Origin of the sequence: Saccharothrix espanaensis DSM 44229 (genome assembly GCF_000328705.1) — a bacterium.
Taxonomy (GTDB): domain Bacteria; phylum Actinomycetota; class Actinomycetes; order Mycobacteriales; family Pseudonocardiaceae; genus Actinosynnema; species Actinosynnema espanaense.
Genome location: NC_019673.1, coordinates 6281560 through 6306302 on the forward strand (window position 1 = coordinate 6281560; position 24743 = coordinate 6306302).

Annotated in this window: 24 protein-coding genes and 1 pseudogene; 13 read left to right on the forward strand and 12 right to left on the reverse strand. The window is 71.9% G+C overall.

Annotation, left to right across the window (positions count from 1 at the left end):
• Window positions 1-416: 416 nt before the first annotated feature.
• From BN6_RS27110 to BN6_RS27130, 5 genes are all read left to right on the forward strand, one after another.
• The gene (locus BN6_RS27110) at window positions 417-1094 is read left to right on the forward strand and encodes a response regulator transcription factor (protein WP_015102993.1); all 678 of its coding nucleotides are present in this window, start codon (window positions 417-419) and stop codon (window positions 1092-1094) included.
• Entirely contained in the window at window positions 1091-3313 is a 2223-nt protein-coding gene (locus tag BN6_RS27115; RefSeq protein ID WP_015102994.1) for a sensor histidine kinase, read from the forward strand. The genes BN6_RS27110 and BN6_RS27115 overlap by 4 nt, the downstream gene beginning before the upstream one ends.
• 108 nt (window positions 3314-3421) lie before the next feature.
• Window positions 3422-4552, forward strand: coding sequence for an OmpA family protein (locus BN6_RS27120; protein WP_148303029.1), 1131 nt, complete (start codon window positions 3422-3424; stop codon window positions 4550-4552).
• Complete coding sequence (locus BN6_RS27125; protein WP_015102996.1) at window positions 4552-5805, forward strand: hypothetical protein; 1254 nt, start codon at window positions 4552-4554, stop codon at window positions 5803-5805. Before BN6_RS27120 ends, BN6_RS27125 begins: the two co-directional genes overlap by 1 nt.
• Window positions 5802-6044 carry a hypothetical protein gene (locus BN6_RS27130; RefSeq protein ID WP_015102997.1) on the forward strand — a complete coding sequence of 81 codons (243 nt, stop codon included), beginning with the start codon at window positions 5802-5804 and terminating at the stop codon, window positions 6042-6044. Before BN6_RS27125 ends, BN6_RS27130 begins: the two co-directional genes overlap by 4 nt.
• A 50-nt stretch (window positions 6045-6094) precedes the next feature.
• On the opposite strand, the gene BN6_RS27135 is transcribed toward BN6_RS27130, so the two are convergent.
• Window positions 6095-6598 (reverse strand): universal stress protein, encoded by a 504-nt coding sequence (locus BN6_RS27135; RefSeq protein WP_231904757.1) that lies wholly within the window; start codon window positions 6596-6598, stop codon window positions 6095-6097.
• A gap of 197 nt (window positions 6599-6795) precedes the next feature.
• Here BN6_RS27135 and BN6_RS44230 point away from each other — a divergent pair, with 197 nt between their 5' ends.
• Window positions 6796-7452, forward strand: a complete 657-nt coding sequence (locus BN6_RS44230; protein ID WP_084672784.1) for an RES family NAD+ phosphorylase — start codon at window positions 6796-6798, stop codon at window positions 7450-7452.
• A gap of 146 nt (window positions 7453-7598) precedes the next feature.
• On the opposite strand, the gene BN6_RS27145 is transcribed toward BN6_RS44230, so the two are convergent.
• Window positions 7599-8468, reverse strand: a complete 870-nt coding sequence (locus BN6_RS27145; protein WP_015103000.1) for a universal stress protein — start codon at window positions 8466-8468, stop codon at window positions 7599-7601.
• A complete protein-coding gene (locus tag BN6_RS27150) occupies window positions 8465-9046 on the reverse strand; it encodes a CBS domain-containing protein (protein WP_015103001.1) in 582 nt (193 codons plus the stop codon). Before BN6_RS27150 ends, BN6_RS27145 begins: the two co-directional genes overlap by 4 nt.
• 197 nt (window positions 9047-9243) lie before the next feature.
• On the opposite strand from BN6_RS27150, the gene BN6_RS27155 reads away from it, so the two are divergent.
• The gene (locus tag BN6_RS27155; RefSeq protein ID WP_015103002.1) at window positions 9244-9903 is read left to right on the forward strand and encodes a response regulator transcription factor; all 660 of its coding nucleotides are present in this window, start codon (window positions 9244-9246) and stop codon (window positions 9901-9903) included.
• Window positions 9904-9912: 9 nt separating this feature from the next.
• Here BN6_RS27155 and BN6_RS27160 read toward each other — a convergent pair whose 3' ends face one another.
• Both BN6_RS27160 and BN6_RS27165 read right to left on the reverse strand, forming a co-directional pair.
• Window positions 9913-10950, reverse strand: a complete 1038-nt coding sequence (locus tag BN6_RS27160; RefSeq protein ID WP_148303030.1) for a NaeI family type II restriction endonuclease — start codon at window positions 10948-10950, stop codon at window positions 9913-9915.
• The gene (locus BN6_RS27165) at window positions 10910-12604 is read right to left on the reverse strand and encodes a sensor histidine kinase (protein WP_041314189.1); all 1695 of its coding nucleotides are present in this window, start codon (window positions 12602-12604) and stop codon (window positions 10910-10912) included. Before BN6_RS27165 ends, BN6_RS27160 begins: the two co-directional genes overlap by 41 nt.
• A 138-nt stretch (window positions 12605-12742) precedes the next feature.
• On the opposite strand from BN6_RS27165, the gene BN6_RS27170 reads away from it, so the two are divergent.
• Both BN6_RS27170 and BN6_RS27175 read left to right on the forward strand, forming a co-directional pair.
• Window positions 12743-13735, forward strand: coding sequence for an Acg family FMN-binding oxidoreductase (locus BN6_RS27170; RefSeq protein WP_015103005.1), 993 nt, complete (start codon window positions 12743-12745; stop codon window positions 13733-13735).
• 51 nt (window positions 13736-13786) lie between these two features.
• A complete protein-coding gene (locus tag BN6_RS27175; protein ID WP_015103006.1) occupies window positions 13787-14485 on the forward strand; it encodes a universal stress protein in 699 nt (232 codons plus the stop codon).
• Here BN6_RS27175 and BN6_RS27180 read toward each other — a convergent pair.
• Genes BN6_RS27180 through BN6_RS27200 form a run of 6 tightly spaced genes read right to left on the reverse strand, consistent with a single transcriptional unit; the run spans window position 14440 to window position 19886 of the window.
• Window positions 14440-15540, reverse strand: coding sequence for a lycopene cyclase family protein (locus BN6_RS27180; protein ID WP_041314192.1), 1101 nt, complete (start codon window positions 15538-15540; stop codon window positions 14440-14442). The genes BN6_RS27175 and BN6_RS27180 overlap by 46 nt on opposite strands.
• Window positions 15540-15707, reverse strand: a complete 168-nt coding sequence (locus BN6_RS44235) for a cation-transporting P-type ATPase (RefSeq protein ID WP_084672785.1) — start codon at window positions 15705-15707, stop codon at window positions 15540-15542. The genes BN6_RS27180 and BN6_RS44235 overlap by 1 nt, the downstream gene beginning before the upstream one ends.
• Complete coding sequence (locus BN6_RS27185) at window positions 15685-16311, reverse strand: CBS domain-containing protein (RefSeq protein WP_015103009.1); 627 nt, start codon at window positions 16309-16311, stop codon at window positions 15685-15687. The genes BN6_RS44235 and BN6_RS27185 overlap by 23 nt, the downstream gene beginning before the upstream one ends.
• Window positions 16308-16772, reverse strand: coding sequence for a universal stress protein (locus tag BN6_RS27190; protein ID WP_015103010.1), 465 nt, complete (start codon window positions 16770-16772; stop codon window positions 16308-16310). Before BN6_RS27190 ends, BN6_RS27185 begins: the two co-directional genes overlap by 4 nt.
• Window positions 16773-16782: 10 nt before the next feature.
• Window positions 16783-19413, reverse strand: a complete 2631-nt coding sequence (locus BN6_RS27195) for a bifunctional acetate--CoA ligase family protein/GNAT family N-acetyltransferase (RefSeq protein ID WP_015103011.1) — start codon at window positions 19411-19413, stop codon at window positions 16783-16785.
• Window positions 19410-19886 carry a universal stress protein gene (locus BN6_RS27200; RefSeq protein WP_015103012.1) on the reverse strand — a complete coding sequence of 159 codons (477 nt, stop codon included), beginning with the start codon at window positions 19884-19886 and terminating at the stop codon, window positions 19410-19412. Before BN6_RS27200 ends, BN6_RS27195 begins: the two co-directional genes overlap by 4 nt.
• Before the next feature lie 200 nt (window positions 19887-20086).
• Between BN6_RS27200 and BN6_RS27205 the strand changes: the two genes are divergently transcribed.
• Window positions 20087-20518, forward strand: coding sequence for a universal stress protein (locus BN6_RS27205; protein WP_015103013.1), 432 nt, complete (start codon window positions 20087-20089; stop codon window positions 20516-20518).
• Between the two features lie 85 nt (window positions 20519-20603).
• Complete coding sequence (locus tag BN6_RS46990; RefSeq protein WP_015103014.1) at window positions 20604-21368, forward strand: DUF6544 family protein; 765 nt, start codon at window positions 20604-20606, stop codon at window positions 21366-21368.
• Window positions 21369-21551: 183 nt separating this feature from the next.
• On the opposite strand, the pseudogene BN6_RS49125 reads toward BN6_RS46990, so the two are convergent.
• Window positions 21552-21830 (reverse strand): annotated as a pseudogene (locus BN6_RS49125) (histidine kinase); the annotation flags it as partial.
• 289 nt (window positions 21831-22119) lie between these two features.
• Between BN6_RS49125 and BN6_RS27215 the strand changes: the two are divergent.
• Window positions 22120-22629 carry a DUF6069 family protein gene (locus tag BN6_RS27215; protein ID WP_015103015.1) on the forward strand — a complete coding sequence of 170 codons (510 nt, stop codon included), beginning with the start codon at window positions 22120-22122 and terminating at the stop codon, window positions 22627-22629.
• Window positions 22630-22844: 215 nt separating this feature from the next.
• The gene (locus BN6_RS27220) at window positions 22845-24659 is read left to right on the forward strand and encodes an ATP-dependent nuclease (RefSeq protein WP_015103016.1); all 1815 of its coding nucleotides are present in this window, start codon (window positions 22845-22847) and stop codon (window positions 24657-24659) included.
• The last annotated feature ends 84 nt before the right edge of the window (window positions 24660-24743 follow it).

A 24743-nucleotide genomic window follows, 5' to 3' on the forward strand; every position in this document is an offset into this window, starting at 1 on the left:
GTCACAGTGCACGCCGGGTGGCGCGCAACTCGATCCCGGACCAGAGGTTCAGGAAGCGAGGATCCGGCAGGGCCATCGGGGCGGACTGCCCCACTTCCCAGCGGTCAGCCGACCATCGCTCATTACGACGATTGATTCCGCACTTTTGCGAACCCTGTGCATCAGAGCCACTCCCCGTAAGTCTTGCGGTGCGCAGCACTGGACATCCGCGCGACGGGACGAGAGCGCGAACCAGACAGGCCCGGCGTTCAACCCGAGCACTGAGGTCGCCATGACCACGTGGCGCAAGGTCTTCGGCCACCAGGGCATGTCGTCCACTGTGGACTTTCCATCGGCCGCCAATATTTCCGAGAAGTGCGGACTGTAACCGAGCGTGGCGATCAGCCGATTGCGGAGGTGAACGGTAGGAGGCGCGCATGATCTCGGTGATGGCGATCGACGACCACGAGAGCAATCTTTACGGCCTGCAGATGTACCTGGCGGACAAGGCGCCGGACATCGCGTACCTGGGAGGCTACGGCTCGATCGCGGCGTGGAGCACGTCCGGACGTGCCGTCCCGCAGGTCGTGCTGCTCGACATGCTGCTGCCGGACGAGCCGGACATCGCGTGGAACGTGCGGTTCGTCCACGCGGCGGGTCCTCACGTCATCCTGCACACCAGCAGCCACCGGCCCGCGCTGATCAGGAAGGCGGTCGAGGCCGGAGCGCGGGCACTCGTGCTCAAGGGCGATCCGCTGTCCAGGGTGGCCGAGGCGGTGCGCGACTTGTCGCGCGACCACTTCTACGTCTCCAGCAGGCTAGCGCACGTGATGGTCACCGATCCCCGTGCGGCGCTGAGTTTCAGCAAGCAGGAGTTGGCGACGCTGACCATGATCGCGAAGGGCCTGCCGCGGCGGCGGGTGGCCCGGGAGTTGAACGTCAGCGAGTCGAGCGTGCGGACCTACCTCGACCGGGCGGCCAAGCGGTACGCCGCGATCGGGCTGTACCTGGCGGGACCCGGCGAGGTGGTCGCCGCGATGCTGGAGGACGGGCACATCGCCATCTCCCCGCCACACACCCCGACCGACTCGACCTCAGGGGACGCGCGGGGATGACGGCCGGCGACGGGCCGGCGGCGAAGGCGCGGACGTACCGGTCGGCGGTCGAACGGGGTATTCAGCGGGCGTTCGCTGTGATGAGCGTGGCGTTCGCCCTGGCGGCGGCTGTTCCGGATCCCCGCTCCTGCTCACCTGCCGTGACCGCCACCAACACCGTGTTCTTCGTCTTCCTGCTCGTGGTGGCGACGCGCGCGTGGCGGGTGCGGCTCGGCAAGGCGGAGGGGATCATCGCGGCCGGTATCACCGTCGCGGGCGATCTCGCCCGTGTCGTGCCGGCAGCGGAGGTGCCGCCCGCCGCCTCGGGTGCCTCGATCGTGACGGTTGTCCTGCTGGTGGGATTCCACGATCGCCGCTGCTGCCTCGCTCTCGTCTCCGTCGTCACGCTCATGAGCCTCCAGTGCGATGCCGTCGTGGACGGGGTCGCAGCGTCGATCGAGGGTCAGTGGCCCCACCTCGCGGCGTACGTGACGTCCTACTACCTCGTGCCCGTGCTGCGCCTCGACGGAGAGCGGGCCGACCAAGCACGTGAGGCGCTGCACCGGGTTCACGTCAAGGCCGCCGAGGCACATGCCCGTCGCGAGGCGCACCGCCACTTCCAGCGGGTCCTGCACGACGACATCATGTCCGCGCTGCGGGCGGTCGCCACCATGGGCCTGCGCCGCAAGGACGTGAGGCGCGCGGCGGCGGAGGCCGTCTGGCACGCCGAGTCCCTGCCCGACGACACAGTCGGTGCTCCTGTCGAGCTGTGGCCGCTGCTCGCGGCGCGGTGGAGGAGCGTGGGTATCCACGTGTTGCCGGGGCGGTCGGATCGCGTCGTGGTGCCGTCGGCCGTCGCCGGTGCGGTTGTCGCCGCCCACCGCGAACTGCTGCGCAACGTACGCCGTCACGCGCGTGTCGACCAGGTCGTCGTGGACCTGCGGGCAGACGGGGCCGGTTTCGTGTTGCGGGTGACCGACCACGGCGTCGGATTCCGTCCGAACGAGATCCGCGGTTCGTCACTGGGCCTGCGCGATTCGGTGCTCAGCCGGATCGGCGAGGTCGGAGGTCGGGTCGCCGTCGAGAGTGAACCCGGCGTCGGCACGTCGGTCGAACTGTCGTGGCGGCCCGACGGGACGAGCTGCGTCGGCGCGGACCAGAAGCCCGACCGGGCCAGGGGCTTCCGAGCGGCAGTCGTGGACGTACGCGTGCCGCTGTACGCGGCGTGCCTGCCATACCTGCTCGGCGCGGCCGTTCCGTTGACAGGTCGCCTCGGTGCCGCGCAGGTGACGCCGTGGCTCGCGCTCTGGTACGCGGTCTTCGCTGTGACCGTCGTGGCGTTCATCGAGCGGGCCCGCCGCCCTGTCGGATCGTGTGCCGCGTGGGCGGCCGCGCTCTGGGCAATGATCAGTTCGGTGTCCGCGTCTCTGATGCTGCCCGCCGACACTCCCGGCGCGTTGTTGTCGTGGCCGATCGGCGCGGTCGGTCCGCTGCTGCTCGTGCTGGCGGTCGTCCGCCCGTGGTGGGAGGGCGTGTGCGCCGTCCTGGTCTCCCAGACCGCTTTGGGCTGGGCGATGGCGACCGGGCACTTCGTCCTGGCGCAGCCGCTCGAGGTGGTGCCGCTCGCGCTCGCGCCCGTGGTCGGCGTCGTGATGGGCTCGACGATCTCGGTAGCCATCGCCGACCACGGGCGGGTCGCCATGGGCACCGACGATGAACGTACTCGGGTCGCGACCCAGGCCGCAGGTCATGACAGTCGCCATGCCCTGCACGCGAGCAGGCTCGCCGGAATCGGTCGCGTGGTGCTGCCGTTCCTGGCGGGCGTCGTGGACGGGCGGGTCGCGCTGGGCGACCGGCGGACACAGTGGATCGCCTGCGAACTGGAGCACAGCACCCACGACGAGATGCACATCCCGGGTGTGCTGGACGACGATGCCCGGCGGGTGCTGAACCGGGCGCGCCGGGCGGGATGTGTCATCACGGTGCAGACCGACGTCGACACCCTGAATCCACCCGCGGTCGTGCGCGAGGTGTTGACGACGACGCTCGTGGGCGGGGAACTGCCGAAAGAGGTTGTGCTGAGCCTGTACCCATGCCGAGGCGGCACTCTCGTGAGCCTCGTCCGTCTGCCGGGGAGCCGTGCCGCGATGGAAAGGCTCCGCGTCGCCTTCCCCGCCGCCGAGCTGTCGAACGACACCGACGCGGTCGAGTTCGAGCTGTTCGTGCCGTTCTCCACCTGATTCTGTCGGCATTTCTGGCGACTGTCGGAGAACACCTCGCTGTCCGACGATTGACGTGTGAAGCCAACACGAACCACCACACCGAACCGCAGGCGGTTCCGGCAGCGCGTGGGCGCCGTGATCGCGACGGTCGCCGCGATGTCCTCCTCTTCCTGCGCCACAACGGAATCGACCAGGTTGACCTTCGCCGCGACAGGGAGCGCGGCCGAGCCCGTACCCTGGAACGACGTCCTGGAGAAGCTCGCGCTCGACCACGCCATGCGGGCCGCGCAGGTCGGTGACGGAGCGGTGACCGTCCTTTTCGGACCCGAAGGCGACGTCCACCGGGTCGACCTCACCCCGATGCGGACCGAGACCGAGGTCGAGCAGGACCCGGATACGGCGTCCGGCAAGGCGCGCACCCTGCTTCCCGGCCTGCGGACCGCGCTGGTCGACGGCACGCCGGCAGCCGGTGGGCTCGACCTGCTCGGCACGTTCCGCCGCGCCGTGCAGGCCACACCCGCACCGGGCACGGTCGTGCTGATCTCCTCGGGGGTGCAGACCGCCGATCCGGTCGACCTGCGCACCTTGGGCTGGGACTTCGACGTGGCGACGACCACCGACGACCTCGCCGCGCGCGGCTTGATACCGGACGCGTCGGGGCGCACGGTCGTGATGCTCGGCATCGGTGTCACGTCCGGCACGCAGCCCCGGTTGCCGATCCCGGCCGAGGCGAAGGTCATCGCCTTCTGGCACGCGCTGTGCGTCCGGTCCGGTGCCACGAGGTGCGAAGGGCGTGACACGCCACCGGGACCACAACCCGTGTCGGGACGCCCGCAGGTGCCCGTCGTACCGGTCGATGCGACGCCGACGCGGTGCGCCGGCAGCCAGATCCTCCCCGAAGCCGTGACGTTCGCGCCGAACGAGCCGACGCTGCTGGCCGGCGCGGACGACGTGCTGCGGCCCATAGCCGAACAGCTCGGCCGGTGCCCCACCACGCGTCGCGCGTCGTTCACCGGCCACACCGCCGCTGTCCCCAGTGGTGACCAGGGCTTCGACCTCTCCCGCAGGCGGGCGGAGGTCATCCGGACCAGGCTCGCCGAGTTGGGCGCACCGGCCGGAGCCCTGGGCCCCGCGGAAGGCGTCGGCTCGACGCGGCCGATCGTGGACAACCTGCCCGGAGGGGTCTTCGCCGAAGCCCTGGCCCGCCACAACCGGCGGGTGGAGATCACCATCACCGACGTCGACGAGGAGCACTGATGATTATGTCCGCGAAGGTGCCCGTCGGGCACACCGTGACGTCGCTGCTCGGGCTGGGCCCGATGCCGTTCACGAAGATCGTCAAGTCGCACGAGCTGGTCGCCGAGTCCAACCGCACGAGCGGTACAAGACCGGACTCGGATCTGACCAACCTGGAGGACGGGCTGCGCCGCGCCGTCGAGACTCGCGCCGAACGAGCCGTCCGCAGGTCGGTTGCCAAGCGCATCGACCCACTCGCCGAAAAGATCAACAACCTGCACGCCGAGGTCAACGTCGTCTGCCACCAGATCACGGCGCAGGCCGACCAGCGGTACGTGGGCCCCCACGGCGAGTCGTTGAACTCCACGGAGACCACCGAACTGCATCGGCAGTACTCCCGGGCCGTCGCCGACGACTCAGGCGAGGGCGCGGTGGTCCACCGCCGGACGACGCCGGAGTCCAAGCGGGCCATCGTGCGGTTGCTGGCACTGGACATCTTCGTGCTGACGTTCCTGATGATGAAGTTCCTCAACGTGGACTTCACGAAGTTCTGGCAGACGCCGGGCGGACTGATGAAGGCCGGCACGGCCGTGCTGTTCGGCGTGCTCGGCACGATCGGTGTGGCGCTGGGGATGAAGGCGTTCGGTCGGCGGCACCGGGCGTACCGCCGACCCGACGGCAACTGGGACTTCTCCGGTGGCAGCAAGAGGGTCCTGATCACGGAGCTGAGTGTCGCGATCGGTCTGGTGCTGGCCGTCGCGGGTGCCATGGCCTGGCGGTTCATCCTCGACGGCGAGGGCGGCGACCAGACGCTGACGGTGATCATGGCGATCCTGTTCGCCCTGATCACCGGAGCGGTCGCCTACCTGTCGTACCTCTCCGAGTTCGCCGACGGATCGCTGATCACCGAAGCGATCGACGTGCTGGCGCCCCAGCTGCACGGCGCGCGGGACAGGCTGTCGGCGCTCGCCAAGCGCCGGTCGGTCCTGCTGGAGAACGCGGACCGGCTGTTCTCCCGGATCGAGCGCACCGACGTCGAGATCCGGTTGACCGCCGTGCGCACCGTTCTCACCAGCCCGCACGACAAGGCGATCCGATACGCCAGGTCGCTGCACCAGCGGACGGGTGCGAGCGGGTCGCTCCCCGAACCCCGGCTGGACCTCGCGGCTCTCGACCTGGCCACCGACCAGACTCGCCGCCTGGCGGAGAACCAGGCGGACCTGCGGACCGTCGGCGACGACCTGGGCGACAGCGGGCTGGTGGTGGTCCGATGAGCTTCAAGGACAAAGCACAGCGCGCCCTGGCCCTGGGCGAGATCGTCGTCACCCTGAGCGGCCTCGGCCAAGCGCCGCCGGACATGCCGAGATACCTCCAACAGCAGTACGGCGACGCCGCCAAGGTCCGGCTGAAGGACAACCCCGCGCGGATCAAGCGCCTCACCGCGCCGACCACGAAGCAAAGCACCTCTCACACCCTGTCCCGCAGAGAACTGAAAGAGTTGCGCGGCAAGTGAAGGAGCGCGGCCACGGCTCGCGGGACGCCCTCGCGAGCCGGGGATCGCACTCAAGCCACAGGCCGGAGAGCACCACTGCGAACCCGCCGGCGCAGGTCAACGCAACGGCGTCGGCCGACAGCGCGTTCCGGGTCGACGTGCCGTTGTTCCGGCTCGCGGACGACGACCACCGGGCAGACCGCGCGGCGCACGCAGTACGAACTGAGCGAGCCCAGCAGCGCCTCGCGGATCACCCCCGCACGCGGCTTCCCGACCACCAGCAGCACGGCATTCGCCGAAGCCCGCACCAGAACGTCGCGCGCCGGGCCGTCCGCCATTTCCACGTGCACGTCGTCCCCGACCCGGTCGGCGATCTCGTCCAACAGGACCCGGTCTTTCTCGCGCAACTTCCCGGGGTCCGCGCCGGCGGCCACGGCCGCGAACACAGGCCCGAAGAACATGCCGTCGTCGCAGTCCCAGACGAGCAGGGCGTGAACAGGCACCCCACGCAGCCGCCCTTCCTCCATCGCCCAAGTCAACGCGAGCCGGCCTGCGGGTGAGCCGTCGACACCCACGACGATCCTGTGGTCCACGCAGCCTCCTCGGGTAGTCGCTTCCCCCAGCATCCCGGTGGCCGGCCGGCAGGGTCAGATGCGCTGGTCCCGCACACGGCAGGACTTTCGCCCTCAAGGTTCGCCCGGAAGGGTCGGACAGGGGCGGCGGGCCGGTCGTCAGCCCGCAGGCTCGCCGGCACCGAGGATCGTCGGCGAGCGTGCTGTCGACACCGCTAGGTCTATTGGGAGAGATCAGCGACGCGGCCGCCCGTCAGGGCATCTTCAAGCACGCGACTCCGACCTTGTGGCGCTGCCGAGAGCAAGGACAAAACGCGTTCGACCTCAACTCCCGCGAACTGGGCAGCCCACCTGCAGAATTCGGTGCCGCCAACCGGATGACCGGGAAGGGTCAATCCGCGTTCTACGGCAGCACATCCCTGCAATGCGCAGTAGACGAGGTGGCGCGGTCCGCGGACATCGCCTTCTCGGCGTGCAGTTTTGCGCCATCGCGACCGCTCTTCCACTTTGACGCTTTTGCAGTCCCGGACCCTCCGAGCCCGTTCGCCGAGGACGCTTGTGACGACACCCAGGCCCTGGCCTTCCTTCGCCGCTTCGCCGAAACGCTGAGCGAGCCCAACACCGACGACGACCAGTACCACTACGTTCCGACCCAACTTTTCACCGAGTATCTGCTCGCCGGCCCGGAAGAGCTCCGTCCGGACGCGGTGCGTTTCGCGAGCAGCCTCGACAGCCAGTACGAGAACTGGGTGGTGTTCGTCGACAACAGCCGCTGCCTGGACGCGCCGACGACGAGGGCTGGGCCTGTTCGCGATCACGTCGCCGTAACGGCGGAGACGGCCAGCGGCTCGCCTTGATGGCGAACGTGGTGATGACGTCGCGCCAACCGGACCGTCGACTTGGAACGGCTGGTGACGGTGGCGCTGCAACGCCGTCGGACTTCCTCGGCACGGCAACGAAAATCGGAGGCGCACGCAGGTGCACCCCCGATTCGACGGACTCGCTACTCCCCCGTGGGCCGGACGACGGCCACCGGGCACGGGGCGTGGTAGACCAGTGCCTGGCTGGTGGAGCCGAGCAGCATCCCGGTGAACCCGCCGTGCCCCCGGCTACCCACCACGAGCAGCTGCGCGGTCTGGGCCAGGTTGAGCAGTGCGCGCACCGGCCGGTCCCGCAGGACGACCCGGTCCACCCGGACGTCCGGGTACTTCTCCTGCCACCCGGCCAGCCGCTCGGCGAGCACCCGCCGTTCCGCGTCCTCGACCTGGGTCCAGTCCACGGTGAGCCTGCTGCCGTACGGGGTGTCGATCAGGAAGTCGTTCCACGCGAGCACCGCGGTCAACGGCGCGTTGCGCGTCGAGGCCTCCTCGAAGGCGAACCCGACCGCTTCCTCGCTGGCCGGCGACCCGTCCACACCGACGACCACGGCCCCGTGGTCGCGCACCTCGCCGCGCACCACGACCACCGGGCACTTCGCGTGCGCGGCCACCGCGACGGCGACAGAGCCGACGAGCAGCCCGGTGAACCCGCCCAGCCCCTGCGAACCCAGTACGACCGTGCGGGCCCGCGCGGATTCGCGGATCAGCGCGCCGGAGGCTCCCGAAGTCTCCAGCGCCGTCATGACCTCCACGTCGGGCGCGGCGTCGCGGGCCACGTCCGCGGCTTCTGCCAGCCAGGTCCGGCCCTGGTCCTCGATCGCCTGGAGCACCTCGCGGCCGGTCAGCACGATCTCGGGGTAGCCGCGTGTGGGCATCACGTAGGCGTGCACCAGCTTGAGCGGCAGGCGGTGGCGTGCCGCCTGTGCGGCTGCCCACGTCACCGCCGACAACGCCGAGGTCGAACCGTCCACACCGACCACGATCGGGGCACTCATCGCACGATCCTTTCCGTCGTGTCCCGGACGCGCGCTCCCGCGACACCCGGTACCGCTTCCGCCAGGGCCACCGCGACCCGGGCGCTCTGCTCGTCGGGGAAGTCGGCGTCGATCGACACCTCGCCGTCGTGCACCGACGCGGTCCACCGGCCGGGGCCGGCGCAGGCGTCGAGCCGGGCCCGGACGTCGGCAGCGATGGCCGCGTCGGTGCGGGCCAGCGCGCGCACCAGGTCGCGCCGGGTGACCACGTCGAGCAGGCGGGCCCCGTCCACGATCGGCACGCACCGCACGCGGTCGTCCACCATCACGCGGGCGATGAGCACCACCGGGGTGCCGGGGCCCATGGCGAACACCGGCGTCGTCATCACCGAGCTCACCGGGGTGTCGCCGGCCGAGCCCTCGGTGTACCGGCCGCGCACCAGGTCGGCCTCGGTCACGATGCCGATCAGCCGCTCGTCCTCGTCTACCACGGGTGTCGCGGTGAAGCCGTGGGACACCAGCAACGCGGCGGCCTCGCGGGCCGGCACGTCCGGTGTGACCGCGATGACCGGGCTGGTCATGATGTCGCAGGCGCGCATCGCGCACCTCCTCCTCGTTCGTTCCCGCTTCCGACGCTAGGCGGCGGGCAGGCGGGCGGAACCGGCCCTTGGTCCCCGCCGGACAGGGCCCATCGCCGCCAGGTCGCGGGTAGTCCCAGGGTCCAAAGTCCCTGGGACGCCACCGGCGGATCGGGCATCGTCGTGGGGGCATGGTCGGACGACGCGAGGTGGGTGCGGTGGGTGCGAGGATCTTCCTTGTCGACGATCACGAGGTGGTTCGGGTCGGGGTCCGCGAGCTGTTGAACAGCGCGGACGACCTGGACGTGGTCGGCGAGGCCGGATCGGTGGCCGAAGCCCTGGCCCGGGTACCCGGCAGCCGAGCCGACGTCGCCGTGCTCGACGTCCGCCTGCCCGACGGCAACGGCATCGAACTGTGCCGCGAACTGCGCTCCCTGCTACCCGACCTCAAGTGCCTCATGCTCACCTCCTTCACCGACGACGAAGCCCTGTTCGACGCCATCATGGCCGGCGCCTCCGGCTTCGTCCTCAAACGCATCCTCGGCACCGACCTCGTCTCCGCCGTCCGCACCGTCGCCGCCGGCGAGTCCCTGCTCGACGCCCGCTCCACCTCCGCCCTGCTCAACCGCATCCGCCGCGAACGCGAACACGGCGACCCCGTCCGAATGCTCACCGAACAGGAACGCCTCGTCCTCGACCACATCGGACGCGGCCTCACCAACCGCCAGATCGCCGAGCAGATGTTCCTCGCCGAGAAGACCATCAAGAACTACGTCTCCCACCTGCTGGCCAAACTCGGCCTCGAACGCCGCACCCAGGCCGCCGTCCTCGCCACCCGCCTGCGCAAACCCGACCCGGCGACCCGCGAGAACGGCTGACTACGACGGTCAGCAGTGGATGTGCGGCGCGGGTTCCACAGGATCGCCCGGTCGTGCCACCGCGTAGTGGGCGTCGCCAACCCGCACCGTGGGGCGACCCGGAGCATGCTCCGGAACGCGGATCAGCCGTACAGCCAACAACGAACCCTTGCGGGGAACCGGAAGTCCGAGCGCTTCCGCGACGCGCGGTGCTTCGTTCTGGTGGCCGAGCACGACGATCCCTTCCTGGGCGAGGAGCAGCCGCGCGTCCCGGCATCGCTTCATGCCGTCGTGCTGCATGGCCACGGTGAGCGTGGTCTTGCGCTCGATCAGCTTGCCCTGCACCCGTCGGAGCAGCTCGTTGACGCGCTGCTGCCCGGATCGCGGGCCCATGATCGCGTCGCTGTCCGCGCGGGGCATGGCGAGCAGCGCGTTCTCGGGCAGGAGGGCGTCGCGGAACAGCCATTCCGCGTTCGCCGTGGCCCGACCGGGCCGGAGTTCCCGCCGGCTCCTGCGCGGCCGGGTGAGCACGTCGGGTGTGGCGCGGACCAAGCCGACGTCGAACGTTGCGCGCCGGTCGTCCGCCGAGACGAGCAGGCACAGCCGGCCGATCGCGCCGGAGGGCACCGACCAGGTCGTGTCGAGCGAGAGGAGCAACTCGACCTCGTGACCGGCGACTTGGCAGCCCGCCCGCCGGCCGGGCGGCAGGGTGAACTCCGCTCTGGTGAGGATCGTGAACTTGGTGCCCAGGTACACCTTCTCGACCTGGTCCAGCCGGTCGACGTCGAACCGACCGGTGCGCGGACCGTCCAGCACTTCGTCGAGGGTGTCGCGCAGGACGGCACCGAAGCGTGCCGACGCCTTCGGTTGACCGCGGATCCAGGCGGCAACCTCGTAGCGGCCACGATCGGAGCGGGACGCCGTCTCGTCGGGCATCGACTCACGGTAACCGGGACGACGCCCGCACAGTCCGCAAAGATGGGCGGTCAGGCCCAGCCGGTCAGAACCAGCCGTCAGGCCCAGCCGGTCAGGACAGGGGGACTTGCCAGCAGAAGCGGGTGCCGCCACCGGGATCGGCGCTGACGGACAGGGTGCCGCCCAGTTCGGCGGCGCGGCGCTCCAGGTTGTGCAGGCCGCTGCGCGCGACCTGGTCCGGCATCCCACCACCGTTGTCGACCACCGTCAGGGTGAGCCGGTCCCCCGCTTCCACGGTCACGGTCAGTTCGGTGGCCCGTGCGTGGCGGACCACGTTGCTGACGGCTTCGCGCACCACCGCTTCGGCGTGTTCGGCGATGTCGTCGGGCACGGAGTTGTCGACTGTTCCGGTCATCCGCACGGTCGGTGTCACCGCCGTGTCCGAGGTCACCTCGGCGATCAGGTCGAGCAGCCGGCGGCGCAGGCCCGGGGCGTCGTCGGACGCCTGGAGGTCGAAGATCGACGTCCGGATCTCCAAGACCGTCTCGTCGAGCTGCTTCACCGCCTTCTCGACCCGTTCCCGGATGCGCGGCTGCTGGATCGTCCCCAGAGCGCCTTGCAGGCTCATGCCGGTGGCGAAGAGCCGTTGGATCACGTGGTCGTGCAGGTCCCGGGCGATCCGGTCACGGTCCTCCAGCACGTCCACCAGCCGCCGGGAGCGCTGGTTCTCGGCGAACTCCAACGCCACCGCCGCCTGGTCGGCGAACGACGCCAACAACGGCACCTGGTCCGCGACGAACTGGGTGCCGCCCTTGCCGCGGGCGGCGAGCAGCACTCCGTTGACCGTGCTGCCGGTGCGCAGCGGCACCGCCACGGCGGGTCCCACGTCCACCGACAGCTGTCCCAGCCGGCCTTCCAGGTCCTCGACCAGCAGTGGCGCGGCGGAGTCGAGCACCTGCCGCGCGAACTTCTCCCGGGGGGTGACCGCGACACCGATCAGCCCGTCGGACTGCTTGCCCGCCCCGGCGGCGATCCGCAGGTCCGCGACGCCCTCTTCGACCAGCAGGATCAGCGACAGCGAGGCGGCCGACAGCTCGCGGGTGCGCTGGGTGATCAGGTGCAGGGCGTCCTCCGCCGACGCGCCGCCCAGCAGCACCGAGTTGATCTCCGCAGCGGCCTCCAGCCACCGCTCCCGGCTGCGCGACCGCTCGAACAGCCGCGCGTTCTCGATCGCCACCCCGGCCGCCGCCGCCAACGCCGACAACACCACCTCGTCATCAGCGGTGAAATCCGCGCCGTCGATCTTCTCGGTCATGTAGAGGTTGCCGAACACCTCGTCGCGCACCCGCACCGGCACGCCCAGGAAACTGTGCATGGGCGGGTGGTTCGGCGGGAAACCCACCGACGCGGCGTGTGACGACAGGTCGTGCAACCGGATCGCCCGAGGGTCCTTGATGAGCAGTCCGAGCAGACCCTTACCCTCCGGCAGGTGGCCCATGTTGGCCCGTGTCGCCGGGTCGATGCCCACGTACACGAACTCCGACAGGTCCGCCTTGGTGCCCAGCACGCCCAGCGCCCCGTAGCGCGCGCCGACCAGCTCCACGGCCGCCTGCACGATCCGCTGCAACGTCGAGTCGAGTTCCAGGCCCGCCCCGACCGCCAGCACGGCGTCCAGCAGCCGCTGCATCTTGTCCCGCGTCGAACCGATTTCGGTCAGGCGCTCGCGCATCTCGTCCAGCAGCTCGTCGAGCCGCAGTCCGGCGAGCAGGCGTGGCGTCGGTACGTCCAGGGGTTCCGGCACGGGCATCAGGCTCGCACAGCGTGATCGTGGCACCAAGTCTTGAGCCCCCGTCGGATCGGGACCTTCGACCATGTGAGCGGACGACCACCCGGACGAATGATGAGTGGAAGGTGTCTTCGAAAGCGGAGTTCGGGGTGACGGGTGATGGTGGAAGCGGCGCAAGTGCTGGGACTGGGGCCGGATGAGCTGCGGGAGGTGTTGGCCGCGGCCACCCTCGCGCCGTCGGTGCACAACACCCAGCCATGGCGGTTCCGGCTTGCCGACGACCGGATCGAGCTGCACGCCGATCCGGCGCGGCGGCTGCCCGCGACCGACCCCGAAGATCGGGAGTTGCGGCTGGCGTGCGGCGCGGCGTTGTTCAACCTGCGGTTGGCGTTGCGGGCCAGGCTGATCCGGCCGTTGGTGACGCTGCTGCCCGGTTCCGACGCCCCCGGCGCGTTGGCGGTCGTGCGCCGGGGCGGTCGGCAGGACCTGGACGAGGAGGCGCGCGGCCTGATCGGCGCGGTGCCGGCCCGCAGGTCCAACCGCATGCCGTTCCGAAACGTGCCGGTGCCGGCGGCGCACGCCCACGCGCTGGTGCGGGCGGCCGAACGGGAGCGGACGTGGCTGCACGTCGTGGCCGACCGCGAGGAGCGGGCGCGCCTGCAACGGATGGTCGGCGACGCGCACCGCGTGCAGGCCGAGGATCCCGCCGTCCGATCGGAGCTGGCGGCGTGGACCGGTGTCCGGGCGGGTGACGGCGTGCCGCCGGCGTCGGCGGGCATCCGGCCCGCGCCGCAGGACGAGTGGGCGCTGCGCGACTTCGACGCCCGGGAACGCACGCCGGGCAAGGACTACGAGTCCGACCCGCTGATGGTCGTGCTGTGCTCGTTCCACGACGGCCCGCAGGCCGAACTCCAAGCCGGCCAGGCGTTGCAACGGGTGCTGCTCACGGCGACCACGTTCGGGTTGTCGGCGTCGTTCCTGTCGCAGCCCGTCGAGGTCCGGTCGGTCCGCGAGCGGTTGCGCCGGTCGCTGGGCGGGTCGCTGGAGCCGCAGGCGGTGCTGCGGATCGGGTTCGGGTCGCCGGTGCCGCCGACACCGCGGCGCGAGGTCGAGGCGCTGGTGCTGGAGCAGGGACTTTCGTCCCGCTGCTGACCTCGCGCACGACCCTGCCGCGGTCGGCGGCGGCGGACGATCGTGGAGGGCATGGACAACCTGGTCAGCTCCCCTGTTCCGCCGGTGGTCGTGGCGTCCGGTGAGACCGCAGTCGACGAGGCCGCCCGCTGCTGGGCCGCAGAGCACGCGCGACTCGTCGGAGTTCCGGTCGAGGTGCGCCCGCCGGACCGGGTGGGTGGTCTGCCCCGTGGTGGGCTGCTGGTCGTCTCCCAGCCGGGCAACGGCCCGACGAGGGTGGGCCGACGGGTGTTGACGTTGGTCGACCACGCGGCGTGCGACGTCGTCGTGGTCCGCGGTGCGGCGCCACGCGGACACCGCCGGGTCACCGCGCTGGTGACGGGAACCGATGACGACCTGGTGCTCACCCGCGCGGCCGTGCTGGCCAGGCAGCGCGGTGCGGCGCTGCGCGTGCTGCACGCGTCCCCGCCGCTGCCCGTGCGGGCGGACGACCCGGAGTGGCCGCTGACCCACGCGGACCGCGTGCTGCGCGGCGTCCGGCACACGTCCGTGCTCGCCCGGATGCACCCGCACGAGGCGATCGCCCGCTACGCCGACACCGACCTGCTGGTCGTCGCCGGGAGCGGGCCCACCACGCGAGCCGCTCTGCACCACGCCCGGTGCCCGGTGTTCGTGGCCCGCCGGATCCCGTCCGACGTGGCCCGCCGGCCCGTGATCGTCCCCCGTCAGCCGGTCGCCCGCGACAGCCGGCGGCGGACCGCGGACAGGTAGGCGGCGGCGGGCATCGTCGCGAACAGCCGCACCTCGTCGATCAGCGAGGTGCGTTCGTCGAGGAACCGCAGGGCGGGCTCGGCGGTGGCGTGCCGGAACAGGGCGGCGAAAGCCTGCTCCAGGCGGGCGGGCTCGGCGGCCACCACGTCCAGCAGCGCGCCGTCGTAGAGCCGGAACCGGGTGGGCGGCGGGCGCAGGTCGAACGGGTGCCCGTGGCGGCGCAGGGACCGGGCGATGGCCGCGCTGTCCCGCTGGACGCGCTGGTAGCTGTACCCGGTGGAGGCCTTCACCAGCCCGCCCCGGGCACCGATGGCCAGCACGTTCCCGCGCCGCCGGGGTGCCGGCCGCGAGATGAGCGGGAGGTCGGCGGACTCTTCCCGCTCGACCACGTGCCCATCGGTCCCGATCACGTCGTCCAGGTACTCGCGCAGCGCCTCCCGTCGCGCGGTGTCGTCCACCGGACCGCTGGTGAACGAGGTGTGCTCGACGAGGGCGTGGTGCGGGTCGACGGGCAGGACGTAGACGAAGCTCGCGCCCAGTTGGCGGGTGCGGAAGTCGAACAGGGTCGGCACGTCGGGGTCGAACGCCGGCCGGTCGGTCCGCACGTGCCACCCGAGGAACGCCAACCTGCCGTCCGGGTCCGGCAGCGGTCCGCCGACGCTGTCGAACACCCACCGGGCGGGGAAGGCCTCGCCGTCCACGACGATTCGCCCGTCCTCGACCAGGTCGACGTGGCCGCGCCGGTAGCGGCATCCCGGCGCGAGCTCCCGCACGACCCGCACGACCCGCACGACCCGCGCGAGATCCGGGCCGAGCACCACCCGGTACCGGTAGCAGCCCAGGTCGAGTACCCAGGTGCGTCCGCCGGCGTGCACGCGGACGCGGTCGAACGTGCGGGACACCGCCGCGTCGAGCAGCCCGGGGCGGTCGCTCCACGACGCCCACGCCAGCCCTTCCAGGTCGGCGTGCCCGTCGTCCACCACGGTGACCGGCCACCGCGACAGGTGGCCGGCGAGGCTGAGCCCGCTCATCCCGCCGCCCGCGATGACGATCATCACCGCACCCGCTTGTGCAGGGTGTTCGGGCCCAGCGCCGCCGGCCGGTCGGCGGCCACCGCGCCGGTCAGCCCGGCGGCCTCGTCGGTCCCGGCGCGCCGGACGACCTCGTGCACCGGCAGGCCGTGGTGGGCCGGCTCCCGGTCAGTCGTGGCCGGTGACGGCATGGCGGGACTCGGGGAAGGCGACGTCGACCACGCCGGGCACCGCACCGACGAGCACGGACACGATGTGCCGGTCCTCCGGGTCGTCCATCGCGTCCACTATGGACACCCGTCCGTCGGTGACGGACACCGTCCAGCGGTGGCGGCCCGCGTACAGGCCGAGCCGCCGGCGGACTTCGGCGGCCAGGTCGCGGTCCTCGCGGCTGATCACGCGCAGCAGGTCCCGGCGGGTCACCACCCCCACCAGCCGCCCGGCCGACACGACGGCGGCGCTGCGCGCGTCGGCGTCGACCATGCGCCGGGCCAGCACGGCCAGGTCCACCTCCGGTGTGACCACGGCGTCCGGCGGGCTCATCACGCCCTCGACGGTCCGCGCGGGCGCGGGGTCGTGGCGGGCGGGTTCGCCGCGCACCAGCGTCCGCGGGTCGAGCGACAGCCGGCCGCGCAGCGCGTCGACCTCGGTGACGACGCCCACGAGCCGGCCGCCGCCGTCGACCACGGGCAGCATGGTGAACCCCTTGGCGGCGAGCAGCGCGCCGGCGTCCCGGGCCGACGAGCCGGGTGGAACGGTCACCACGTCGTGGGTCATCACGTCGCGGACCCTCATGACCGGGCCTCCTCTGCTGCGGGTTCGGCGCTGCTCGGCACCTCGGCGGGGATCACGACGACCGGCGCGGTCGAGTGCAGCACGCAGTGCGCGCTGGTGCTGCCCAGGACGCGGCGGCGCAGCTTGGAGCCGTTGTGGGCGGCCAGCACCAGCAGTGCCGCGCCTCGCGCCCGGTCTTCGAGGACCTCGGCCGCGCTGCCCCGCGCGCAGTCGCGCACGATCTGCGGGAAGTCCCGGCGACCGGTCGCGGCGGTGCGCAGGGCGTTCTCCACCACGGCTTCGGACCGGCTCCGCGCCTCCTGCTCGGAGGTCATCGTCCAATCGGCCAGCGGCTCGAACTGCCACACGTTGACCACGTGCAGCGGGCACCCGCGCAGGGTCGCCTCGTCCATGGCCCAGCGCAACGCGCGCAGGCCCGCCGGCGTGTTGTCCACGCCGACCACGATGGGTTGTGCGTTCACGGCCGTCACCTCACTCGGTTCTGGGTTCGACTCGACGTCCGGTGCTCACCGGAGGGGTGCGCAGGCCACGCGGGAACGCGTCGGCGGGCGCGGCGGGGGCCAGTCGCACCCGCGCGTCCACCACCTCGGCGTGGCCGCCGCGCACGATCAGGGGGTTGAGGTCGAGTTCGGCGACCTCAGGGAGCAGTTCGGCCAGCCGCGACACCCGCAGCAGCACGTCGCGCACGGGTGCGGCGTCGACCTCGCCGAACACCCCGGCCGCCGCCCGGAACCCGTGCAGCAGGTCGTCGGCGTCCGCTCCGGTCAGGGGCGCGAGGGCGGCGGCGCGGTCGTCCACCACGTCGGTGTCGACGCCGCCGAGACCGGTGACCACGAGCGGCCCGAACTGGGGGTCGCCCACGACGCCGACGAGCAGTTCCCGCCCGCCTTCGCTCATGGGTTGGACGAACACGCCGTCGAGCCGGTCGCCGAACTGGTCGCGCAGTTCGTCGAACGACGCCGCGACCTGCGGGCCGTCGACGTTCAGGAGCACGCCGCCGGCGCGCGATTTGTGCAGCACGTCCCGTGCCACGGCCTTGAGCGCGACCGGACCGCCGAGGGACCGCTGCGCGGCCACCGCGCCTTCCTCGTCCGTCACGAGGGCACCGCCGAGCACGGGCAGCCCGAACGCGCGCAGGAGCTTCACGACCCGGTCCGGGTCGAGCCACCCGCCGGCCGGCTCGTCGGCCAGGTGGGCCTGCACCACGGCGCGGGCCGCCGTCAGGTCGACGCCGGGCAGTGGGGCGAATCCCGGTTCCGGGCGGCGCAGCCACTCGGCGCGGTCCGCCAACGCGGCCAGGGCGCGCACCGCGCCCGCCGGGTCCGGGTAGCAGGCGACGCCGTCGGGCCGCACCAGCAGCGGGCCGGACGGGTCGACCGCCAGCACGGGCTTCCCGGTGCGGTGCACGCCACCCGCCGGGTCGCCGAGCGCGGTGGGCACCGTGACCGCGACGATCGCGTCCACGACGGGATCCTCGGCGATCAGGTCCAGGCACCGCGCGAACACCCGCGGGTCGAGGACGGCGGTCGTGTCGACCGGGTTGTCCGGGCTCGCCGTCGACGGCAGCAGCGACCGCAGCGCCCGCGTGGTCGCCGACGAGAGCACGGCCACGGTCAGTCCGTTGTGGACGCACGCGTCGGCAGCGAGCACTCCGAGCCCGCCGGCGTTGCCGACCACCGCCACCGACCGTCCGGCGGGCAGCGGGGTCGCGTGCAGTGCCGCGAGCACCTCGACCAGCTCGGTCACGCCGTCCACCGCCGTGACGCCGGCCTTGCGGTACAACGCGTCCCGGGTCACCGCGGGCGTCGCGGTGGCGGCGGTGTGCGAGGCGGCGGCGCGCTGCCCGGCTTCGCTGCTCGCGGACCTGATGGCGAGCACGGGCTTGCGGCGGGACACGCGGCGGGCGAGGCGGGAGAACTTGCGGGGGTTGCCGAACGATTCCAGGTACAGCACGACGGCGTCGGTCCGCTCGTCGCGCTCCCACCACAGCAACAGGTCGTTGCCGCTCACGTCGTACTTGTCGCCGGTCGAGACCAGGTCCGACGTGCCGAGCCCGGCCCGGCGCAGCTGCTCGGCCAGGGCGATCGCGACACCGCCGGACTGGGTGACCACGCCGATCCCGCCCGGTGCCGCCGGTTCGCGCAGGAAGGTCGCGTTCATCCGCACCGCCGGGTCGGTGCTCACCACGCCGATGCAGTTCGGCCCGACCACGCGCAGCCCGCGCACCGCGTCCGGCAACCGGTCGACGCCGGAGGTCACCACGACCACCGCCTTGACACCTTGCTGCGCGCAGTCCTGGGCGACCTGCGACACCGCGCTCGCTGGCACGCACACCACAGCGAGGTCCGGTGTCTCCGGCAAGTCCGCGACGGACGGGTGGCAGGTGACACCGGCGATCTCGCGGGCGTGCGGGTTGACCGCGTGCAGGCGGCCGGTGAACCCGCCGTCGACCAGGTTGCGCAGCACGGCGTGCCCGACCGAGCCGGGCGAGCGCCCCGCGCCCACGACCGCGATGGACGACGGCTTGAGCACCGCCCGCAGGCTCGCCAGCTCCGCGGCCAGCTCACGGTCGGTGACCGCGTCCAGGTAGCTGTCGCCGGGTTCGAGCCCCAGATCGACGTGCACGACCTCGCTGTCCGGAGTGGACCTGCCGACAAGTCCGAGGTCGGCGAAGACCCGCAACATCCGGACGCTCGTCGCCAGCACGTCGGCGACGAACGAGCGCACGCCCCGCGCGCGGGCCAGCGACACCAGGTGCTCCAGCATCAGAGTGCCCACGCCGTGCGACTGGCGGTCGTGCGCCACCACCAGCGCGACCTCGGCGACGTCACCGGAGATCACCACGTAGCTGGCCGTGCCGACCAGCTCGTCGCCGACGAACGCGCCCACGGCGACGTGGCGGGGCTCGTCGACCGAGGTGACCCGACCCACGAAGTCGTCCAGTCCACGGGGCGAGGCGCTGAAGAACCGGGAGTAGCGGTCGTCCAGCGGCAGCCCGCGGTGCAGCGCGAGCAGCGCGTCCGCGTCGGTCGGCCCGAGTACGCGCAGCCCCACCACCGTGCCGTCCGCGAGCAGGGCGCGGTCCCCGAGGTGCGCGGTCACAGCAGCGGTCCGGGCGTGATCACCGGACGGGCCTCGTCACGGGCCGGCTTGGGCAGGCGCACCACCACGACGGGGCACGCCGCGTGGTGCACGCAGAACGAGCTCACCGAGCCCAGCAGCGCTTCCCGGACCGGCCCGGCACCCCGGCTGCCGACCACCAGCAGCGAGGCGTGTTCGGACGCCTTGGCCAGCACGTCCCGCGGGTCGCCCTCGGCCAGCACCGGCCGCACGTCACCTTCCGCACCGGCCACGGCCTCGTCCAGCACCGCCTGGTGCGCCTCGCGCACCCGCTCCCGGTCGAGGCTCGCCGCCACGGTCGCCGACATCGGACCGATCACGATCCCGTAGTCGACGTGCCACGCCAGCACCGCCTCGACCGCGCAACCGCGTCGCAACCCCTCGTCCACCGCCCACCGCAACGCGTCCTGACCGGCGGCCGACCCGTCGACCCCCACCACGATCGTCTCGCTCATGACTCCTCCTGGCTGCTCCCCTCCCACTTTTCCGGCGGCGCGGCGGCGCGGTCAGTGGCCGCGGTCCCGCACGGGCAGGGACCTTCGGCCTTACGTGACCCGCGCAGTGCGGTTGGGCCCCGCCGACCGACGACGAAAGCCCCTGACCGGCCGGCGCGCCCGGCGCGACGCTGAGGGCGGAACCGAACGAGGAGGCAGTGATGATCCTGGTGGGAGTGGACGGATCGCCCGCGAGCCGCAAGGCGCTGAAGTGGGCGCTGGAACACGCGAAACGCTCCGGCGAGACCGTCGAGGCGACCATGGCGTACGCGGCCCAGGAGGGGTTGGTGCCCGCGAACACGATGGGCCTGAACCCGTATGGGGAAACACCCCACCGCCGGCACCCGGCGCGAGACCTTCACTCGATCGTGGAGGACGTGCGGGCGACCGTGCCCGACGCGCCGAGCGTCGCCGAGGTCACCGTCACCGGCGACGCCGGCACCGCCCTCTCGGAGGCGTCCCGGCAGGCCGACCTGCTGGTCGTCGGCACGCGCGGCCACGGCCGGCTGGCCGAGGTGTTCCTGGGCAGCGTGGCCGCGGACTGCCTGCGCCACACGGCGTGCCCGGTCGTGGTCGTGCCGCCGGACGCCTGACGGGTCGAAGGTCCCGGTCCGCCCGGTCCCGCGGACCCTGCCCCCGGCGGCCCGGTCGCGGCGAACCTGGAAGCGGAGGTGCACCATGCCGCACAACGACTTCGCCACCACGGTCGCCCACGTCACCCCGGACGACCTCGCCCACCTGCCCGAACCGGCCCGACGCCACCTCACCTTCGCCGGAGTGGTCGGCCGCACGCCGGACCGGTCCGTCGAGGCCAGGCTGCGCGGCTGGTTCCGGATGCGCCCGGACCAGCGCTGGACCGCGTGCGACTGCCACCAGTACAACACCGCCCCGGAGGTCACCCGGCGGTTCCGGATGCGGACGTCGCTCGCCCACCTGTTCCCGCTGCGGGCCACCGACACCTACCTCGAAGGCCACGGCCGGCTACACGCCACCGCCCTCGGCCTGTTCACCGTCGCCGACGAACACGGCCCCGAACTCGACGCCGGCGAACTCGTCACCTACCTGGCCGACGCCGTCCTGCTCGCCCCGTCGATGCTGCTGCCCCTGCCCGTCGGGTGGACGGCCGTGGACGAGCACACCTACCAACTCGCCCTCACCGACCACGGCCACACCGTGACCGGCCGCGTCACCGTCGACCACCGGGGCGCGCCCCGTGACTTCACCACCGACGACCGCTGGGCCGTCCTGCCCGAGGGCCTGGTCCGCACCCGCTGGTCGACCCCCCTCGACGGCTGGCTCCTGGTCTCGGGCCGGATGCGCCCCCGTCGCGGCACCGCCGTCTGGCACCTGCCCGACGGCCCCTTCGCCTACGCCCAACTCGACTTCACCCGCAGCACCATCACCTACAACGCAACCGCCCCTGCCCCGGCATCGCTGAGCTGACCCGCCATGACGACCACCGTTCCGACGCCGCTGCTCGACGTCGCCACCCAGGTGCGCGAGTCCCCGTGACGCCTCGCCGGCACCGGTGCGTGTCCTGCCGGTCAGGCCGGACGCCGTGCGCGCAGCACCAGCCCGGCACCGGCCGCCATCGTCAGCAGCCCGCCCAACGCGAGCCACCCGACGGCCGTGCCGCACGAACCGCGAGAGATCGTCCTTGGTGCCCAGCACCCCCAGCGCCCCGTAGCGCGCGCCGACCAACTCCACCGCCGCCCGCGCCACCCGCTGCAACGTCGAATCCAGCTCCACACCAGCCCCGGCCGACAAGACCGCGTCCAACAGCCGCTGCATCTTGTCCCGCGTCGAACCGATCTCGGTCAGCCGCTCGCGCATCTCGTCCACCAACTCGTCCAACCGCAGCCCACCGAGCAGCGCCCGGGTCGTGCCATCACCGAAGTCACCCACGGTCCACCACGGTTCCGCGAGCCCTCCGCTCCGACCACACCCGAATCGGGTGAAGCGCCGGGCCTCCGGCACGTGTCGACGGCCGTCAGCGTCCCTTCGTCCCGCCGCGGCGGGGACTTTCGACAGGCGCGCGAGAACTCCGACGACGGGAGAGTCGGGGCCACGACGCAGAGCGAGAAGAGGCCAAGACGACGATCGCCCGCTCTCGACCGGCGATCCCGAGTTGGCCGACAACCACCGCCCCGGCGCCGGCAGGCCCGGCGGCCGACCGAGGAGGGAAGACCCAGCCATGGCACAACGCCCAGATGCCCGCGGTGTCCACCACGTCGACCCCACGAAGCAGTTCGAGCTGGAGTCACCAGCGCAGGACGAGGAGGAGACGCCGGCGCGCGCCTACTCCCCCGGTCTGCTGTGGGCGGGCGGTGCCGCCACGGCGTTCGTAGCCGGGTTGGTGGCCGTCGTCGGCATCCTGACCGCACGAGGGCTGCTCGACATCGCGGTGCTCGCCCCGCAAGGCCACGGCGCATGGGGCGGCGCGGACGCCGTCGCCTACACGCTGGCCGCCGCGGGCAGCGCGTTCGCGGCCACCGGCCTGCTCCAACTGATGCTGACCACCACACCGGACGCGGTCCACTTCTTCACCTGGATCATCCTGCTGCTGACCGCCATCACCGCGGTCCTGCCGCTCGGCCTGGAAGCCGACACCGGCAGCCGCGTGGCCACCGCGACGCTCAACACCCTGATCGGCATCGCGATCGCGGTGTCCCTGGGCGACGTCGCCCGCCGCTCCCGCAGGTGACCGCACCGGCCCGCTCCCCGCCACGGTGGCGGGCCCAGCGCGTCGGCCAGTCGGACACCCAGCGGGCAGATCACCGACCGCAAGCGGTTGCGGCGTGTCGGTTCCCCAGCTCGCGTCCCCGGCTCATAGGGTCTGGGGACCATCGCCCCGGTTCGGGGCCCCGGCGGTGGGTCGAGCAATGACCGGTACGACGATCTGCCCTGGATGGTTGGCTAGTGCACCTTGGAAAGTACTCCGTGCGCGGGTTCCGCTCCCTCGCCGGCGTCACGGACATCCCGATCAGCAGCCCGACGATCCTCGCCGGTCCCAACGACGGCGGCAAGACCGCTGCCCTCAGCGCACTGGGCTTCCTCCTCGGTGCCCACACCCTCACCGAGGACGACAGGTCCTACCTCGCCGCCGAATCCGGCGGCCGGTGCGCGCTCACCGAGGTCATCGGCGAGTTCCACCTGGACCCCTGGGAACAGGACAGATTCAGACTTCCCGCAGAAGTGCGGATCCGACGCTGCGCCGAAGCCGACCTCGTGCCGCGCTACGAGATCTGGGGCCCGGTGCCCGCCGACGAGGACCTGCGCGACCTCAGCGGCAAACTGGTGCCCGACCTCAAGGAACTGGCCACGCGCTTCGGCATCAGAGTGCCCAAGCCGGTGAAGGCCACCCTGCTCGACGCGCTCACCGAGTACGGGAGAGAGCACTCCGGCGGTGACGGTTGGAGCGGCATGCCCCCGGCGTTGGCCGATCGGCTGCCGCGACTGGCCGAGTTCGAGGGCCACTCGCTGGATCCCGAGGCCGCAATCCGCAGCGTGCTGGCGGTCCGCTTCAAGACCTACGTGGCCGAGGAGAACGTCCAGCGCCGGGTACACGACCTGGAGACCGACGCGAGCGACTGGCTCGGCATCCAGGCGAAGCCGCTGGCGGACCACATCGTGGAGCGCTGCGGCGACATCGCCACGGTCACCGTCCAGACCGACGTGAGCTTCACTCCGGTCCTGCGCTCGACCAACCTGCGGCTCGAACGCGCCTCCGGCGAGCAGGTCCGGCTGGACCACTCCGGGCGCGGCAGCGCGCGACGCATCTCGATGGCGGTGTGGGAGGGGACCAGCGAACTGCTGGCCGCCGAGCCCTCCGGCGACGAGGTCGACCCCGAGGTCGGGCCGCCGGTGCAGGTGATCGTCGCCTACGACGAGCCCGACACGCACCTGGACTACCACTTCCAGCGCGAAGTCATGAGGATCATCCGACGGCAGGGCAAGGCAGAGCACGTCAGCGTCGTGGTGGCCACGCACTCGATGAACCTGATCGACGGCGTGGACATCCGCGACGTCGTCCTGCTCAAGCTGGACGACCACCGCCGGACGGTCATGCAGCGCCTGGGCAGCGCCGAACACGCCGCGTTCGACCGTCACCTCGGCGCGATCGCCGCCGCGGTCGGCCTGCGCAACTCCGTCCTGCTGCACGAGCGGTGCTTCCTCGCGGTCGAAGGCGAGACCGAGCAGCTGGTGTTCCCCCTCCTGTTCGCCCTCTCCGAAGGCATGTCGCTCCAAGCGGCAGGCATCGCCTTGTGGGGGTGCAACGGCAACGACGGCGCGCTCAATCTCGCGAAGTACCTGCACGAGCACGGCCGCTCGGTGATGCTGGTGATCGACGCGGACAGCGAAGCGAAGAACAAGATCTTCCGGCAGGGCAACCTGACCCGGCACTTCGGCCAGGACCGGGAGAAGGTGTCCAGGATGCTGGGCAAGAGGTCGGGCGTCGACGAACTGGAGGAGCTGTTCGACGACGAGACGTGGGCGCGGACCGCAAACGAGGCGTGGCCGCGCGACGGCGGTTGGACCCCCGAGCACTTCGCCGCCCACCGTGGGCAGAAGAAGTTCAGCGGCGGAGTCGAATACATGCTGCAACAGCACAACGAACAGCAGCCGCGTAAGCCGGCGATGCTGTGGGAGGTCGCCGTCCGACTCGAACGACCCGAGGACGTGCCGGGTGAACTGCGGGACATCTTCTCCGACCTGCGGGCTCTAGCCGGCTAACAGCTGCTCGGTCGGACGACCGCGCCGGGCTCGCCGCGCCAGCATCCGCTCCTTGCGCTGCGCAGCGGTGGGCTCGGCCCACAC

Coding starts and splice junctions, on each gene's coding strand:
- BN6_RS27150 (WP_015103001.1), bottom strand. CDS start 9,046: ATGCGCGCCTGCGACATCATGACCAGCCCGGTCATCGCGGTCACACCG.
- BN6_RS27185 (WP_015103009.1), bottom strand. CDS start 16,311: ATGAGGGTCCGCGACGTGATGACCCACGACGTGGTGACCGTTCCACCC.
- BN6_RS27115 (WP_015102994.1), top strand. CDS start 1,091: ATGACGGCCGGCGACGGGCCGGCGGCGAAGGCGCGGACGTACCGGTCG.
- BN6_RS27200 (WP_015103012.1), bottom strand. CDS start 19,886: ATGAGCGAGACGATCGTGGTGGGGGTCGACGGGTCGGCCGCCGGTCAG.
- BN6_RS27170 (WP_015103005.1), top strand. CDS start 12,743: ATGGTGGAAGCGGCGCAAGTGCTGGGACTGGGGCCGGATGAGCTGCGG.
- BN6_RS27125 (WP_015102996.1), top strand. CDS start 4,552: ATGATTATGTCCGCGAAGGTGCCCGTCGGGCACACCGTGACGTCGCTG.
- BN6_RS27215 (WP_015103015.1), top strand. CDS start 22,120: ATGGCACAACGCCCAGATGCCCGCGGTGTCCACCACGTCGACCCCACG.
- BN6_RS27110 (WP_015102993.1), top strand. CDS start 417: ATGATCTCGGTGATGGCGATCGACGACCACGAGAGCAATCTTTACGGC.
- BN6_RS27145 (WP_015103000.1), bottom strand. CDS start 8,468: ATGAGTGCCCCGATCGTGGTCGGTGTGGACGGTTCGACCTCGGCGTTG.
- BN6_RS44235 (WP_084672785.1), bottom strand. CDS start 15,707: ATGCCGTCACCGGCCACGACTGACCGGGAGCCGGCCCACCACGGCCTG.
- BN6_RS27165 (WP_041314189.1), bottom strand. CDS start 12,604: ATGCCCGTGCCGGAACCCCTGGACGTACCGACGCCACGCCTGCTCGCC.
- BN6_RS27175 (WP_015103006.1), top strand. CDS start 13,787: ATGGACAACCTGGTCAGCTCCCCTGTTCCGCCGGTGGTCGTGGCGTCC.
- BN6_RS46990 (WP_015103014.1), top strand. CDS start 20,604: ATGCCGCACAACGACTTCGCCACCACGGTCGCCCACGTCACCCCGGAC.
- BN6_RS27205 (WP_015103013.1), top strand. CDS start 20,087: ATGATCCTGGTGGGAGTGGACGGATCGCCCGCGAGCCGCAAGGCGCTG.
- BN6_RS27130 (WP_015102997.1), top strand. CDS start 5,802: ATGAGCTTCAAGGACAAAGCACAGCGCGCCCTGGCCCTGGGCGAGATC.
- BN6_RS27180 (WP_041314192.1), bottom strand. CDS start 15,540: ATGATCGTCATCGCGGGCGGCGGGATGAGCGGGCTCAGCCTCGCCGGC.